Annotated in this window: 13 protein-coding genes; 9 read left to right on the top strand and 4 right to left on the bottom strand. The window is 64.7% G+C overall.

Annotated features, from left to right (window positions below):
- Window positions 1-114 precede the first annotated feature (114 nt).
- On the bottom strand, window positions 115-618 hold the full coding sequence (gene smpB / locus AC1PLU_RS14595) for an SsrA-binding protein SmpB (protein ID WP_006449452.1): 504 nt from the start codon (window positions 616-618) through the stop codon (window positions 115-117).
- Window positions 619-678: 60 nt separating this feature from the next.
- Here smpB and AC1PLU_RS14590 point away from each other — a divergent pair, with 60 nt between their 5' ends.
- Both AC1PLU_RS14590 and AC1PLU_RS14585 read left to right on the top strand, forming a co-directional pair.
- The gene (locus tag AC1PLU_RS14590) at window positions 679-1,110 is read left to right on the top strand and encodes a type II toxin-antitoxin system RatA family toxin (RefSeq protein ID WP_006449453.1); all 432 of its coding nucleotides are present in this window, start codon (window positions 679-681) and stop codon (window positions 1,108-1,110) included.
- Between the two features lie 3 nt (window positions 1,111-1,113).
- Window positions 1,114-1,389 carry an RnfH family protein gene (locus AC1PLU_RS14585; protein ID WP_023903535.1) on the top strand — a complete coding sequence of 92 codons (276 nt, stop codon included), beginning with the start codon at window positions 1,114-1,116 and terminating at the stop codon, window positions 1,387-1,389.
- A gap of 324 nt (window positions 1,390-1,713) precedes the next feature.
- On the opposite strand, the gene AC1PLU_RS14580 is transcribed toward AC1PLU_RS14585, so the two are convergent.
- Window positions 1,714-2,109 carry an outer membrane protein assembly factor BamE gene (locus tag AC1PLU_RS14580; protein ID WP_006449455.1) on the bottom strand — a complete coding sequence of 132 codons (396 nt, stop codon included), beginning with the start codon at window positions 2,107-2,109 and terminating at the stop codon, window positions 1,714-1,716.
- Between the two features lie 104 nt (window positions 2,110-2,213).
- Between AC1PLU_RS14580 and fur the strand changes: the two genes are divergently transcribed.
- Window positions 2,214-2,624 (top strand): ferric iron uptake transcriptional regulator, encoded by a 411-nt coding sequence (fur, locus tag AC1PLU_RS14575; RefSeq protein ID WP_006449456.1) that lies wholly within the window; start codon window positions 2,214-2,216, stop codon window positions 2,622-2,624.
- A 110-nt stretch (window positions 2,625-2,734) separates the two neighbouring features.
- Here fur and recN read toward each other — a convergent pair whose 3' ends face one another.
- A complete protein-coding gene (gene recN, locus AC1PLU_RS14570) occupies window positions 2,735-4,399 on the bottom strand; it encodes a DNA repair protein RecN (protein ID WP_481106595.1) in 1,665 nt (554 codons plus the stop codon).
- Between the two features lie 116 nt (window positions 4,400-4,515).
- Between recN and hrcA the strand changes: the two genes are divergently transcribed.
- The 6 genes from hrcA (at window position 4,516) to AC1PLU_RS14540 (ending at window position 11,913) form a co-directional block, all read left to right on the top strand.
- A complete protein-coding gene (gene hrcA, locus AC1PLU_RS14565) occupies window positions 4,516-5,568 on the top strand; it encodes a heat-inducible transcriptional repressor HrcA (protein ID WP_481106594.1) in 1,053 nt (350 codons plus the stop codon).
- A 101-nt stretch (window positions 5,569-5,669) separates the two neighbouring features.
- Window positions 5,670-6,188, top strand: a complete 519-nt coding sequence (gene grpE / locus AC1PLU_RS14560) for a nucleotide exchange factor GrpE (RefSeq protein ID WP_023903539.1) — start codon at window positions 5,670-5,672, stop codon at window positions 6,186-6,188.
- Between the two features lie 141 nt (window positions 6,189-6,329).
- Window positions 6,330-8,255: a molecular chaperone DnaK gene (gene dnaK / locus AC1PLU_RS14555; RefSeq protein WP_481106593.1), complete on the top strand. Its 1,926-nt coding sequence runs from the start codon at window positions 6,330-6,332 to the stop codon at window positions 8,253-8,255.
- Between the two features lie 160 nt (window positions 8,256-8,415).
- Window positions 8,416-9,546 (top strand): molecular chaperone DnaJ, encoded by a 1,131-nt coding sequence (gene dnaJ / locus AC1PLU_RS14550; RefSeq protein WP_481106592.1) that lies wholly within the window; start codon window positions 8,416-8,418, stop codon window positions 9,544-9,546.
- 334 nt (window positions 9,547-9,880) lie between these two features.
- On the top strand, window positions 9,881-10,789 hold the full coding sequence (gene pdxY / locus AC1PLU_RS14545) for a pyridoxal kinase (protein ID WP_481106591.1): 909 nt from the start codon (window positions 9,881-9,883) through the stop codon (window positions 10,787-10,789).
- Entirely contained in the window at window positions 10,786-11,913 is a 1,128-nt protein-coding gene (locus AC1PLU_RS14540) for a prephenate dehydrogenase (protein WP_481106590.1), read from the top strand. The genes pdxY and AC1PLU_RS14540 overlap by 4 nt, the downstream gene beginning before the upstream one ends.
- A 283-nt stretch (window positions 11,914-12,196) precedes the next feature.
- On the opposite strand, the gene AC1PLU_RS14535 is transcribed toward AC1PLU_RS14540, so the two are convergent.
- Complete coding sequence (locus AC1PLU_RS14535; protein WP_481106589.1) at window positions 12,197-12,409, bottom strand: hypothetical protein; 213 nt, start codon at window positions 12,407-12,409, stop codon at window positions 12,197-12,199.
- Window positions 12,410-12,527: the final 118 nt, after the last annotated feature.

Below are 12,527 nucleotides of genomic sequence, written 5' to 3'. Positions count from 1 at the left end.
CAGGATACTGGTGGCTCGCCTGGTGTGGATGGCACAAAGATGTCGCTACATCTGAAACAGCAAGCAGTAACTGCCGTTACGAATCCCTACTCCCGAATCCCCAATCCCGGCCCCTCACGCATCGCGATTATGCCGCCGCATCACGCGCTGCTTGTCGCGCTGCCAGTCGCGGTCCTTGGCGGCGTCGCGCTTGTCGTGATTCTGCTTGCCCTTGGCCAGTGCGATTTCCAGCTTGACCTTGTTGTTGCTCCAGTACAGCGCAGTGGGCACCAGGGTGTAGCCATCGCGTTCGACGCTGCTCAGCACCTTGTCGATTTCCCGACGATGCAGCAGCAGCTTGCGGTCGCGGCGTTCCACCGGCACGGTGTGGCTGGAGGCCTGGATCAGCGGTGTGATCTGCGCGCCGATCAGGAAAATCTCGCCGGAGCGCACATACGCGTAGCCGTCGATGATATTGGCGCGTCCGGCGCGAATCGCCTTGACCTCCCAGCCCTGCAGGGCCAGGCCGGCTTCGTAGCGCTCTTCCAGGTGGTACTCGTGGCGCGCACGCTTGTTCAACGCGATGGTTTTCGTGGCCGTCGCGCCGTTTGCTTTATCCTTGGCTGGTTTCTTGCTCATGCCGCTATTGTCGCCGATTCGGTGTCTTCAAACGATCTTCTGTCTTTCACAAGTTAGAGAATGCCTACCATCCGTCGCAGCGCACTGGTCGAACACAGCGCCACCCGCATGTTCGATCTGGTCAATGATGTCGCCGCCTATCCGCGCCGTTTCGGCTGGTGCGATGCTGCCCATGTGCTTGAGCAGGACCAGGCGCATATCGTGGCGCGCCTGGATCTGGGGCTGGGATCGTTCCGCACCTGGTTCACTACCGAAAATCGGCTTGAGCGCCCGGAACGCATCGTCATGCATCTGCGCGACGGCCCGTTCAAGCGTCTGGAAGGCCTGTGGGAATTTCAGTCGCTGGGCGAAAACGCCTGCAAGGTCAGTTTGACGATGGAAGTGGAGACCAGCTCGCGGCTGCTGGGTCCGGCGCTGGCGCTGGGCTTTCAGGGGCTGGCCGATCGCATGGTCAACGATTTCGTGCGGGTCGCCGATCGCGGCGACGTGTAAGCCATGCAGGTCGAAGTGGTGCTGGCCTGGCCGGATCGATACAGCTCGATGCAACTGGATCTGCCTGACGGCGCCACGGTAGCCGAGGCGATTGCCGCTTCTGGTCTGGCGGTGGATCAGCCGATCGCAGCACAGGCGATTCACGGGGTAATTGCGCGACCGGATCAGGTGCTGCGCGATGGCGACCGGGTCGAATTGCTCAGGCCGCTGTTGCTGGATCCGAAAGAGGCGCGTCGCCGCCGTGCCGGACCCAGCAAAAAAGCCGGCCCCAACGCCTAGTCGTTTGCCAGCGCTGCGACGCACGTGCGCGGTGCGGCACAGCGAACTCTTCCGGCAACTGTCCCGAGAAGCCGAACGTAGCCGTTGGTTCGGACAAGCGCCTGTGGACACGACGCAGCCGACAAAACGCGCAGTCGGTGTCAGGGCCTGCGCTGCAGTCCTTGATCCAACACGTCCTCCTCCATCGCGGTCATCGCCTGGCCGGGACTGCCGCCCGGAGCCGGTTTCCGACCGGATAAAACTAAAAAACGCATCCGTTTAAAGGGATGCGTTCTCTGGTCCTGCCAACACTCAGACGATCGCAAAATCGCCGAGCAGCCGCATCTAACGGCCGCGCTGCTTCTTCTTGTCGCGCGCCAGATTGCGGCCGAACTGCTTGGGTGCCGACTTGGCGAGCTGCTCGTCCTGGGCCGGGAAATAATCGCCCTCCCAACGGGTAACCTGCTCGTTTTCGAAGTACACGACGAAGTTCTTGACCTCGGTGTGCGCCAGACGGTCTACGCGCTGGGTGGACGTGTAGTCCCAACGCTGCGCATGGAACGGGTCGGGGATCGAAGGAGTGCCCAGCAACGCGCTGACCTGCTGCTTGCTCTGGCCGACCTGGAGTTGCTCCACGGCATTCTGTTTGATCAGATTGCCCTGGTAGATCGGCTGCTTGTAGATGATGCCGCAGCCAGCGGTGGAAAGAGCAACGGCGGCGACCAGCAGGAGATTGCGCATCGGGGATTAAGTGCTGAGGAAATCACGCCGATGATACACTCCCCCCGGTCGCCGCGACCCGTTTGAAGGCAGCTGGCGCTAAATCGCCAATGAACGGAGAACGTATGGAAACCCACGACCTGCGCAAAGTCGGGCTCAAGGTGACCCATCCGCGGATGCGGATACTGGAATTGCTCGAACAAAAGAGCAATCACCATCACCTCAGCGCAGAAGACATCTATCGCCAGCTACTCGACCACGGCGACGAAATCGGTCTGGCCACCGTGTATCGGGTGCTGACCCAGTTCGAGGCTGCCGGCCTGGTGCTGAAGCACAATTTCGAAGGCGGCCAGGCCGTCTATGAGCTGGATCGCGGTGGCCACCACGACCATATGGTCGATGTGGATACCGGCCACGTGATCGAGTTCGAAAGCGAAGAGATCGAGGCGTTGCAGCGCCAGATCGCCGCCCAGCACGGTTACGAGCTGGAAGAGCATTCGTTGGTGCTGTACGTGCGCAAGAAGCGCGTGCGCTAAACCCGGCGCGCAGCACGGCGGCAACGACAAGGCGGCTTCGGCCGCCTTGTGCGTTTGCAGACGGTAGCCGCCTCGACAACGCCGAGCGTGTCGCCCGGCAACCGGGCCGATTACGCGCTCTGCAGCAGCTTGCGTGCGGCCGCGCGAGCCTCTTTGCTCACTTCCACACCGCCCAGCATGCGCGCCAGTTCTTCCTGACGGGCCTGCGGGCCGAGCAGTTCGACCGCGCTCTGGGTCATGCCGTCCACCGGCGCCTTGCTGACCCGGTAATGCGCGTGGCCCTTGGCGGCGACCTGCGGCAAGTGGGTGACGCATAGCACCTGGCGCTCTTCGCCCAGAGCGCGCAGCTTTTGCCCGACGATGTCGGCCACCGCGCCGCCGATACCGGAATCGACTTCGTCGAAGACCATGGTCGGCACGCTGTCCAGCCCGAGTGCGGCGACTTCGATCGCCAGCGAAATCCGCGACAGCTCGCCGCCGGAGGCGACTTTGCGCAACGCGCGCGGCGGTTGCCCGGCGTTGGCGGCGACCAGAAATTCCACCCGCTCGGCGCCGTTGGGATCCGGGCGCAGGGTGTCCTGCGGCTGCAACTGGATCAGGAACTGCCCGCCGCCCATGCCCAGCTCGCCGATCAGCGTGGTGGTGGCGGCCGACAAGGAGTCTGCCGCGGTAGTGCGGCTGGCGCTGAGGGCCGCGGCGGCGTTGCGCCAGACGTCGGTTGCGGTGGCGATGTGCTTGTCCAGCTGCTGCAGGCGTTCGTCTGCGCCGCGCAGGCTTTCCACTTCCTGGCTCATGCGGTCGCGCTGCGCGGCCAGTTCGTCCGGGGTCACGCGGTGCTTGCGCGCCAGATCGTGCAGACGGCCGAGCCGGCGTTCCATGGCTTCGAACTGGGCCGGGTCGGCGTCCAGGTCGTCGCGTACGCGGTCGAGCAGGGCCAGCGCTTCGTCGATCTGGATTGCGGCACTGTCCAGCAGTGCGTCCACCTCCCCAAGGCGCGGCTCGTGTTCGGCGACGCGGGCCAGGTCGTGGCGGCTGCCTTGCAGCAGGCCCAGCGCCGATGCGCCATCGTCGCCGTTGAGCTGCTGGACGACGCTTTCACAGGCGCCGATCAGCGCGGTGGCATGCGCCTGACGACGATGATTGATGTCCAGCGCGGCAATTGCGGCCGGGTCCAGGTCTTCGCGTTCGAGTTCGCCCAATTGGTGTTCGAGGAAGCCGATACGGTCGGAGACATCGCCCTGCGCCGAGAGCGCATCGCGCTCGTCCAGCAGCGCCTGCCACTGCCGGCTTGCCTGGCGCACCTGTTCGCGCTGCGCGCTGTTGCGTGCGTAGGCGTCGAGCAGGGTGAGCTGGCTGTGGCGGGCCATCAAGGCCTGGTGCTCGTGCTGGCCGTGGATTTCCACCAGCCGTGACGCCAGCTCGGACAGCTGCGAAGAGGTGACCGGGCGGCCGTTGATCCAGGCGCGCGAGCCGCCATCGGCGCGGATGATGCGGCGCAGCTGGCATTGCGCGTCGTCGTCCAGTTCGTTGTCGGCCAGCCAGGTCAGGCCGGGGTGTTCGCTGGGCAGCTGGAATTCGGCCGAGAGCTCGGCGCGGTCGGCACCGTGGCGGACCACGCCGCTATCGGCGCGCAGGCCGGACAGAAAGCCCAACGCGTCCACCATCAGCGACTTGCCGGCGCCGGTTTCGCCGGAGACCACGGTCATGCCCGGTCCGAATTCCAGTTCGGTGGCGCGGACGACGGCGAAATCCTTGATGGAGAGGTGTCTGAGCATGGGATCGAGTGTGAACGCTTTGGGCAAGCTTAGGGTGGGAGGGGCGGCGAGGGAATGAGACCCTTGCCAATCACGGGGCCAGAGATTATCTATGCCCAGTCTCACCGGATGATCCCATGCGCGCGTCACAGTCCCCAACGCTCGACCCCCGCGCACGCCAGCTGCTACGCACGCTGATTGCCCGCTACATCCGCGACGGCGAGCCGGTGGGCTCCAAGACGCTGGCCCAGCATGCGGGGCTGGATGTCAGCCCGGCCACCATCCGCAATATTCTGGCCGACCTGGAAGATGTGGGGCTGCTCAGCTCTCCGCACACCTCGGCCGGGCGCATTCCTACCGCGCACGGCTACCGCGTGTTCGTCGACAGCCTGGTGCAGATGCAGCCGCCGGGCGAGGAAGAAGTGCGCCGCCTGCGCGCCGAGCTTGCCAGCGGCAACGGGACTCAATCGTTGCTGGGCAGCGCCTCGCAGATGCTGTCGGCGATGAGCCACTTCGTCGGCGTGGTCAGCGCGCCGCGGCGCGAGCAGTTCGCCTTCCGGCACATCGATTTCGTGGCGCTGGATGCGCGGCGGGTGCTGGCGATTCTGGTGTTTGCCGACAACGAGGTGCAGAACCGGGTGATCGAGCCGCGCCGCGCCTACGAGCCGGCCGAGCTGGAGCGGGTGGCCAATTACCTCAATGCGCAGTTTGCCGGGCGCGCGCTATCGGATATCCGCGCCTCGCTGCTGCGCGAGCTGCGCGTGGCCAAGAACGAGATGGAGCAGCTGCTGGCGCACAGCGTGGACCTGGCCAGCGAGGCGCTGGTGCCGGCCGAGGCCGACGACATGGTGATGGCCGGGCAGACCCGGCTGATGGGTGTGCACGACCTGTCGGACCTGGACCGGCTGCGCGAGCTGTTCGAGGCCTTCGCCAGCAAGCGCGAGATCCTGCAGCTGCTCGAACGCACCATCCAGGCCCCTGGCGTGCGCATCTTCATCGGCGAGGAGACCGGCATGGTGTCGCTGGAAGACGTCTCGCTGGTCACCGCACCGTATGCCGCCAATGGCCAGGTGCTGGGCGTGCTGGGGGTGATCGGGCCCAAACGCATGGCCTACGACCGCCTGATTCCGCTGGTGCAGACCGCCGCCCAGGTGCTGGGCGCGGCCATGGAACCACCCGCATCGCGATAACCGGAGTCGATCGGGGCGATCGTTTTGCTTGAAACGCGCGCGGGCGCCCACATACGGGGTGACGTTGGGGCGGGCGTTCCGCCGGCCCGGGAACTGTGCACATGAACCAAGACCACTCCGAATTCGACTCCGAAGACCTGTCCCAGAACCCACCCGAGACCGATCCGCTCAAGGCCGAGATCGAATCGCTGCGCAGCGAGATCGCGCTGGTCAAGGCCGACGCCCTGCGCGAGCGCGCCGATCTGGAAAACCAACGCAAGCGCATCGCCCGCGATGTCGACAATGCACGCAAGTTCGCCAACGAGAAGCTGCTGGGCGAGCTGTTGCCGGTGTTCGACAGCCTGGATGCGGGCCTGACCGCTGCCGGCAGCCAACCTAGCCCGCTGCGCGATGGTCTGGACATGACCTACAAGCAGCTGCTCAAGGTCGCTGCCGACAATGGTTTGACCCTGCTCGATCCGGTCGGCCAGCCGTTCAACCCGGACCAGCACCAGGCGATCAGCCAGGGCGAGGCCGAGGGCATCGCGCCGGGCCACGTGGTGCAGGTGTTCCAGAAAGGCTATTTGCTCAACGATCGCCTGCTGCGCCCGGCCCTGGTGGTCGTGGCCAAGCACGACTGAAGGCTGCTGCCGGCTGAACTGGCCGGCGCGGACGCGGAACGCAGATTCGTACAGGTGGCTTGAACACCTGCGCACCACCCCCACATCTCAGCCAGACCCGGCGTCGCCGGAAACAGCTACAGAATCATCAGGAGCGTATCCATGGGCAAGATCATTGGTATTGACCTCGGCACCACGAACTCGTGCGTGTCGATCATGGACGGCGGCAAGGCCCGCGTCATCGAAAATTCCGAGGGCGATCGCACCACGCCTTCGATCGTCGCCTACACCAAGGACGGCGAAGTGCTGGTCGGTGCCTCGGCCAAGCGCCAGGCGGTCACCAACCCGAAGAACACCTTCTACGCGGTGAAGCGCCTGATCGGCCGCAAGTTCACCGATGCCGAAGTGCAGAAGGACATCTCGCACGTGCCGTACGGCATCCTCGCCCACGACAATGGCGATGCCTGGGTGCAGACCAGCGATGGCAAGCGTATGGCGCCGCAGGAAATCTCTGCGCGCGTGCTGGAAAAGATGAAGAAGACCGCCGAGGATTTCCTGGGCGAGAAGGTCACCGAGGCCGTGATCACGGTGCCGGCGTACTTCAACGACAGCCAGCGTCAGGCCACCAAGGACGCCGGCCGCATCGCCGGTCTGGACGTCAAGCGCATCATCAACGAGCCGACCGCTGCAGCCCTGGCCTATGGCCTGGACAAGAACGGCGGCGACCGCAAGATTGCGGTGTACGACCTGGGCGGCGGCACCTTCGACGTGTCGATCATCGAAATCGCCGAAGTCGATGGCGAGAAGCAGTTCGAAGTGCTGGCCACCAATGGCGACACCTTCCTGGGCGGCGAAGACTTCGACAACCGCGTCATCGAGTATCTGGTCGACGAATTCAACAAGGATCAGGGCATCGATCTGCGTAAGGATCCGTTGGCGCTGCAACGCCTGAAGGACGCCGCAGAGCGCGCCAAGATCGAGCTGTCGACCAGCCAGCAGACCGAAGTGAACCTGCCGTACGTCACCGCCGATGCATCGGGCCCGAAGCACCTCAACATCAAGTTGACCCGTGCCAAGCTCGAAGCGTTGGTGGAAGACCTGGTCAAGAAGTCGATCGAGCCGTGCCGCACCGCGTTGAACGATGCCGGCCTGCGTGCCAGCGACGTCAACGAAGTGATCCTAGTCGGCGGTCAGACCCGCATGCCGAAGGTGCAGCAGGCGGTTGCCGATTTCTTCGGCAAGGAACCGCGCAAGGACGTCAACCCGGACGAAGCCGTGGCCGTTGGCGCCGCGATCCAGGGCGGCGTGCTGGCCGGCGACGTCAAGGACGTGCTGCTGCTGGACGTGACCCCGCTTTCGCTGGGTATCGAAACCATGGGCGGCGTGTTCACCAAGATCATCGAAAAGAACACCACCATCCCGACCAAGGCCTCGCAGACCTTCTCCACCGCCGAAGACAATCAGTCGGCCGTCACCGTGCACGTGTTGCAGGGTGAGCGCGAGCAGGCCCGCTTCAACAAGTCGCTGGCCAAGTTCGACCTGTCCGGCATCGAGCCGGCGCCGCGCGGCATGCCGCAGGTGGAGGTGTCCTTCGACATCGACGCCAACGGCATCCTGCACGTGTCGGCCAAGGACAAGAAGACCAACAAGGAACAGAAGGTCGAGATCAAGGCCGGTTCGGGTCTGTCGGACGAAGAGATCCAGCGCATGGTCGCCGACGCGGAAGCCAACCGCGAAGAAGACAAGAAGTTCCAGGAGCTGGTGCAGACCCGCAACCAGGCCGATGGCCTGATCCACGCCACCCGCAGCGCGATCACCGAGCATGGCAGCAAGGTTGGCGGCGATGTGATCGGTAAGGTGGAAGCGGCGCTGTCGGATCTGGAAAAGGCCATGAAGGGCGACGACAAGGCGCAGATCGAAGCGCGCAGCAAGACCCTGGAAGAAGCCGGCCAGTCGCTGTACGCGGCAGCCGCCGCGGCAGAGCAGGGCGGCAACGCCGATGCAGCCAGCGGCAACGCGCAGGCGTCCAAGGCGGCCGATGACGTGGTGGACGCCGAGTTCACCGAGGTCAAGGACGACAAGAAGTAAGCCGTGATTTGGGAGTCGGGAGTGGGGAGTCGTACGCCGCCGTGCGTATGAGTCCCCACCCCGATATCCTCTACGCGTCGCGTCGCCAAGGCGGACCAGCACACGCTGTCCGCTTTCGCGTTTCAACGAATCTCAAATCACGAATCCCCAATACCGGCTTATGAGCAAACGCGATTACTACGAAGTGCTGGGCGTGACCCGTGGCGCCAGCGACGAGGAGCTGAAGAAGGCGTATCGGCGCTGTGCGATGAAGCACCATCCGGACCGCAATCCGGGCGACGCTGCTGCCGAGGCGATGTTCAAGGAGTGCAAGGAAGCCTATGAAGTGCTGTCGGACGGCAACAAGCGCCGCGCCTACGATGCGCATGGCCATGCTGCGTTCGAGCACGGCATGGGCGGTGGTGGCGGTGGGCCGGGTGGCCCGGACATGGGAGATATCTTTGGCGATATCTTCGGCAATATTTTCGGCGGTGGCGCCGCCGGTCCGCGCGCTGCGCGACGTGGCGCCGACGTCGGTTACGTGCTGGAACTGGATCTGGAAGAAGCCGTTGCCGGCATCGAGCGACGCATCGAGATTCCGACCCTGATCGAATGCGATCCCTGCCACGGCAGCGGGTCGGAAGACGGCAAGGTGGAGGTGTGCGGTACCTGTCACGGACGTGGCCAGGTGCGTATCCAGCGCGGCATCTTTGCGATGCAGCAGAGCTGCCCGCATTGCGATGGGCGTGGCACGCTGATCCAGAATCCGTGCAAGGTCTGCCACGGCGCCGGCCGGGTGGAAGAAGACAAGGTGCTGTCGATCAAGGTGCCTGCCGGTGTGGATACCGGCGACCGCATCCGTCTGGCAGGCGAGGGCGAAGCCGGCCCCGCCGGCACACCGCCGGGCGATCTGTATGTGGAAGTGCGCGTGCGCGAGCATGCGATCTTCCAGCGCGATGGCGACGACCTGCATTGCGAAGTGCCGATCCGCATTTCGCAGGCCGCGCTCGGCGACACCGTGCGTGTGGCAACGCTGGGGGGCGAGGCAGAAATCCGCATTCCGGCCGAGACCCAGACCGGCAAGCTGTTCCGGTTGCGCGGCAAGGGCGTGCGTTCGGTACGTAGTCGCACCGAAGGCGATCTGTACTGCCGCGTGGTGGTCGAAACGCCGGTCAATCTGACCGCCGATCAGCGCGAGTTGCTGCAGCAGTTCGAGTCCACCTTTACCGGTGAGGATGCACGCAAGCATTCGCCCAAGTCGGCCACGTTCATCGATGGCGTCAAGGGGTTCTGGGATCGGATGACGTCCTGAGGCCGGGAGTCGGGAGTCGGGATTGGGGAATCGTAAGGGCGGTGTGGCCCGGCCTGCCGGGGTAGTGCGCCAGTGTGGCGATTCGGGATTCGTGGGAGCGGATGCCCGCTTCCGAATGCCCGGAGACCTGCACGGCTGAGCGAGGTTCTCCCTATGAATGCCGGCCCTAGGGGCCGGCATTTACGTTTGTGCGGCGGGAGCCCACAGAGGTAAGGGCGATAGCGACTGCTGCCAGCGCACAGACCGATCTGGCGGCGGTGCGCGCAGTGGCGAGCGGACGACGGTCGCATCGATCGACGCTGGGCGCGCGGTGGCGCTGGCGTAAAATGCGGCGATGAACAATGCCCCCGACAGCCACCTCGTCCACGGTCGCCGCCAGCGCCCGGATGGTCCTTCGCCGATCGATGTGATCTCGGTGCAATCGCAACTGGTCTATGGGCATGCCGGCAACAGCGCGGCAGTGCCGCCGTTGCGCGCGCTCGGGCTACGGGTGGCGGAAGTGCCCACCACGCTGCTGAGCAATGCGCCGTTTTACGCCACCTTGCGCGGGCGTATTCTGCCGGCCGATTGGCTGGCCGATTTGTTGCTGGGTGCGAGCGAACGTGGACTGCCGCAACGCGCGCGCATTCTGGTATCGGGCTATTTCGGCAGTCTGGCCAATGGCGAAGTCTTTGCCGACTGGCTGGAGCAGACCTTGCCGCAGGCGCCGCAGCTGCGTTACTGCCTGGATCCGGTCATCGGCGACACGCACACCGGCCCGTATGTCGAACCCGGACTGGAACGCGTGTTCGCCGAGCGGCTGTTGCCGCATGCCTGGCTGGTGACGCCGAATGCCTTCGAGCTTGGGCGATTGACCGGTTTGCCGAGTCTGGAACAGGACGATGCCATCGTCGCCGCGCGCGCATTGCTGGCGCGCGGCCCGCAATGGGTGCTTGCGCACAGCGTGGCCGGTGCGGCTGGCGAGCTGGTGACGTTGGCGGTCAGCAACGAGGCGGTGTATCGCTGGGCCACGCCGCATTTGCCGGTGGATGTTGCCGGCACCGGCGATGTGTTGATGGCGTTGCTGATCGGTTTCCTGCTGCGCGATGTGGCGTTCGAGCAGGCGGTGGGGCATGCGCTCAGCGGTGTGCATAGCGCACTGGAAGCGACGCTGGCTGCAGGCTTTGAGGAGTTCGATGTGTTGGCTGCCGCTCCGGCCGCGCTGGCGGGTGCACCGCGCTTTGCCGTCGAGCGCTTGGCATGATCGCGCAGCCGGTGATCGGCATCATCGGCATTGCCGGCGCCTACGGTCGATGGCTGGCGCAGTTTCTTCGCATGCGCATGGGGCTGGAAGTGATCGGCTTCGATCCGGCCGAGGTCGGCGGTATGGACGAGGCGAGCCTGGCGCAGCGTGCCGATGTGCTGATTTTTTCTGCGCCGATTCGCCACACCGCCGCATTGATCGAGCGCTATGTCGAACTTGCCGGGCCGCGCGCGGCGTCGCAGTTGTGGATGGATGTCACCTCGATCAAGCAGGCGCCGGTCGCTGCGATGCTGGCATCGCAGGCCGAGGTGGTCGGTCTGCATCCGATGACCGCACCGCCCAAGTCGCCGACCTTGAAGGGGCGGGTGATGGTGGTCTGCGAAGCCCGCCTGCAGCAGTGGTCCACGTGGGTGCAAACGCTATGTACTGCGCTGCAGGCCGAATGCGTGTACGCCACGCCCGAGCACCACGACCGCGTGATGGCCCTGGTGCAGGCGATGGTGCACGCCACCCATCTGGCGCAGGCCGGCACCTTGCGTGACTACGCGCCGCTGCTCGGCGAACTGCGCGCGCTGATGCCGTATCGCTCGGCCTCGTTCGAGCTGGATACTGCAGTGATCGCGCGCATTCTCTCGCTCAATCCGTCGATCTACGAAGACATCCAGTTCGGTAATCCGTACGTGGGCGAGATGCTCGATCGCCTACTGCTGCAACTACAGGAATTGCGCGCCCTGGTCGCGCAAGGCGACGACGCGGCGCGTGCGCAGTTTCGCGGTCGATTTCTGGACGACAACGCACAGGCACTGCAACGCGAGTCGCTTGCGGCGGGCAACTACACCTACGAGCGTGTTGGCTACCTGTTGGCCGATCTCACCGAGCCGTTGACGCTGAGCGTGTATCTGCCGGAGGATCAACCCGGCTCGCTGCGCGCGCTGCTGCATGTGTTCGAGCAGCATGGGGTGAATCTGTCGTCGATCCATTCCTCGCGCACGCCGGTGGGCGAGCTGCATTTCCGGATTGGGTTCGAGCCGAACAGCGACCGCGTTGCGTTGGCGCAAGCTGCCAGCGAGATCGATCGCAGCGGGATCGGGCGGGTGCTGGAGCGCTCCGATCGCGTTGGGTAACGGTAGTGCCGGCGTGCGGTTGGTAGATGTCGATGTTGGTATCGGGCTGCCGGAATGTGAGCAGCAACCATGGGTGGTTTGACTGCAGTCGTAGGCGAGGAGTCGACGTCGCGAGTGATTGTCGCTTGGTTGATTGGCGCTTGGCGCAATGCCGCGCACCCACAACATACATTTCATCCACACAGGGTGTGGATGAAATCTGCACAAGCATGTGGATAACTGCGCGCAGCCATTGCGCTGCAACGGCTGCGGCTTGGGTGGTCAAAAAATGACCAGTGCCATCTCAGGACGTCGAAAGCCGCAGCTCGCCACCATGGGTGACGAAGCGTTGGCCTTGCCGTTGCAGGTGGCGGCCATCGGAGAGTTCGTAACGTGGCGCAGCGTGCGCGTTCGTGCGGGATTGCTGCGCGTTGGGGGATGCGAGCTCGTCGCGGAATTCGATGATGACGTAAGACTCGCCATCTGCACCGACTGCGGGAAATTGCCGAAAAGACATACGCACCTCCGAAAGATTCCAAGGTCGCAGTGCGAACCGCCAGGGACCGCACGACCGGCGCCGGGCCGGTGGAGGCGAGCATGCGCAGGCACGTGTTACCCGGGCGTCATTGCGCGAT

Source organism: Xanthomonas sp. NCPPB 2933 (genome assembly GCF_056725225.1).
Note: the sequence above shows the minus strand (reverse complement) of the source record. Positions and strands in the feature narration are given on the sequence as shown.

Bases quoted from the DNA above. Each gene is read 5' to 3' on its own strand.
- dnaK (WP_481106593.1), top strand. From the start codon at position 6,330: ATGGGCAAGATCATTGGTATTGACCTCGGCACCACGAACTCGTGCGTG.
- recN (WP_481106595.1), bottom strand. From the start codon at position 4,399: ATGCTCAGACACCTCTCCATCAAGGATTTCGCCGTCGTCCGCGCCACC.
- AC1PLU_RS14540 (WP_481106590.1), top strand. From the start codon at position 10,786: ATGATCGCGCAGCCGGTGATCGGCATCATCGGCATTGCCGGCGCCTAC.
- fur (WP_006449456.1), top strand. From the start codon at position 2,214: ATGGAAACCCACGACCTGCGCAAAGTCGGGCTCAAGGTGACCCATCCG.
- AC1PLU_RS14590 (WP_006449453.1), top strand. From the start codon at position 679: ATGCCTACCATCCGTCGCAGCGCACTGGTCGAACACAGCGCCACCCGC.
- dnaJ (WP_481106592.1), top strand. From the start codon at position 8,416: ATGAGCAAACGCGATTACTACGAAGTGCTGGGCGTGACCCGTGGCGCC.
- AC1PLU_RS14535 (WP_481106589.1), bottom strand. From the start codon at position 12,409: ATGTCTTTTCGGCAATTTCCCGCAGTCGGTGCAGATGGCGAGTCTTAC.
- hrcA (WP_481106594.1), top strand. From the start codon at position 4,516: ATGCGCGCGTCACAGTCCCCAACGCTCGACCCCCGCGCACGCCAGCTG.
- AC1PLU_RS14585 (WP_023903535.1), top strand. From the start codon at position 1,114: ATGCAGGTCGAAGTGGTGCTGGCCTGGCCGGATCGATACAGCTCGATG.
- pdxY (WP_481106591.1), top strand. From the start codon at position 9,881: ATGAACAATGCCCCCGACAGCCACCTCGTCCACGGTCGCCGCCAGCGC.
- smpB (WP_006449452.1), bottom strand. From the start codon at position 618: ATGAGCAAGAAACCAGCCAAGGATAAAGCAAACGGCGCGACGGCCACG.
- AC1PLU_RS14580 (WP_006449455.1), bottom strand. From the start codon at position 2,109: ATGCGCAATCTCCTGCTGGTCGCCGCCGTTGCTCTTTCCACCGCTGGC.
- grpE (WP_023903539.1), top strand. From the start codon at position 5,670: ATGAACCAAGACCACTCCGAATTCGACTCCGAAGACCTGTCCCAGAAC.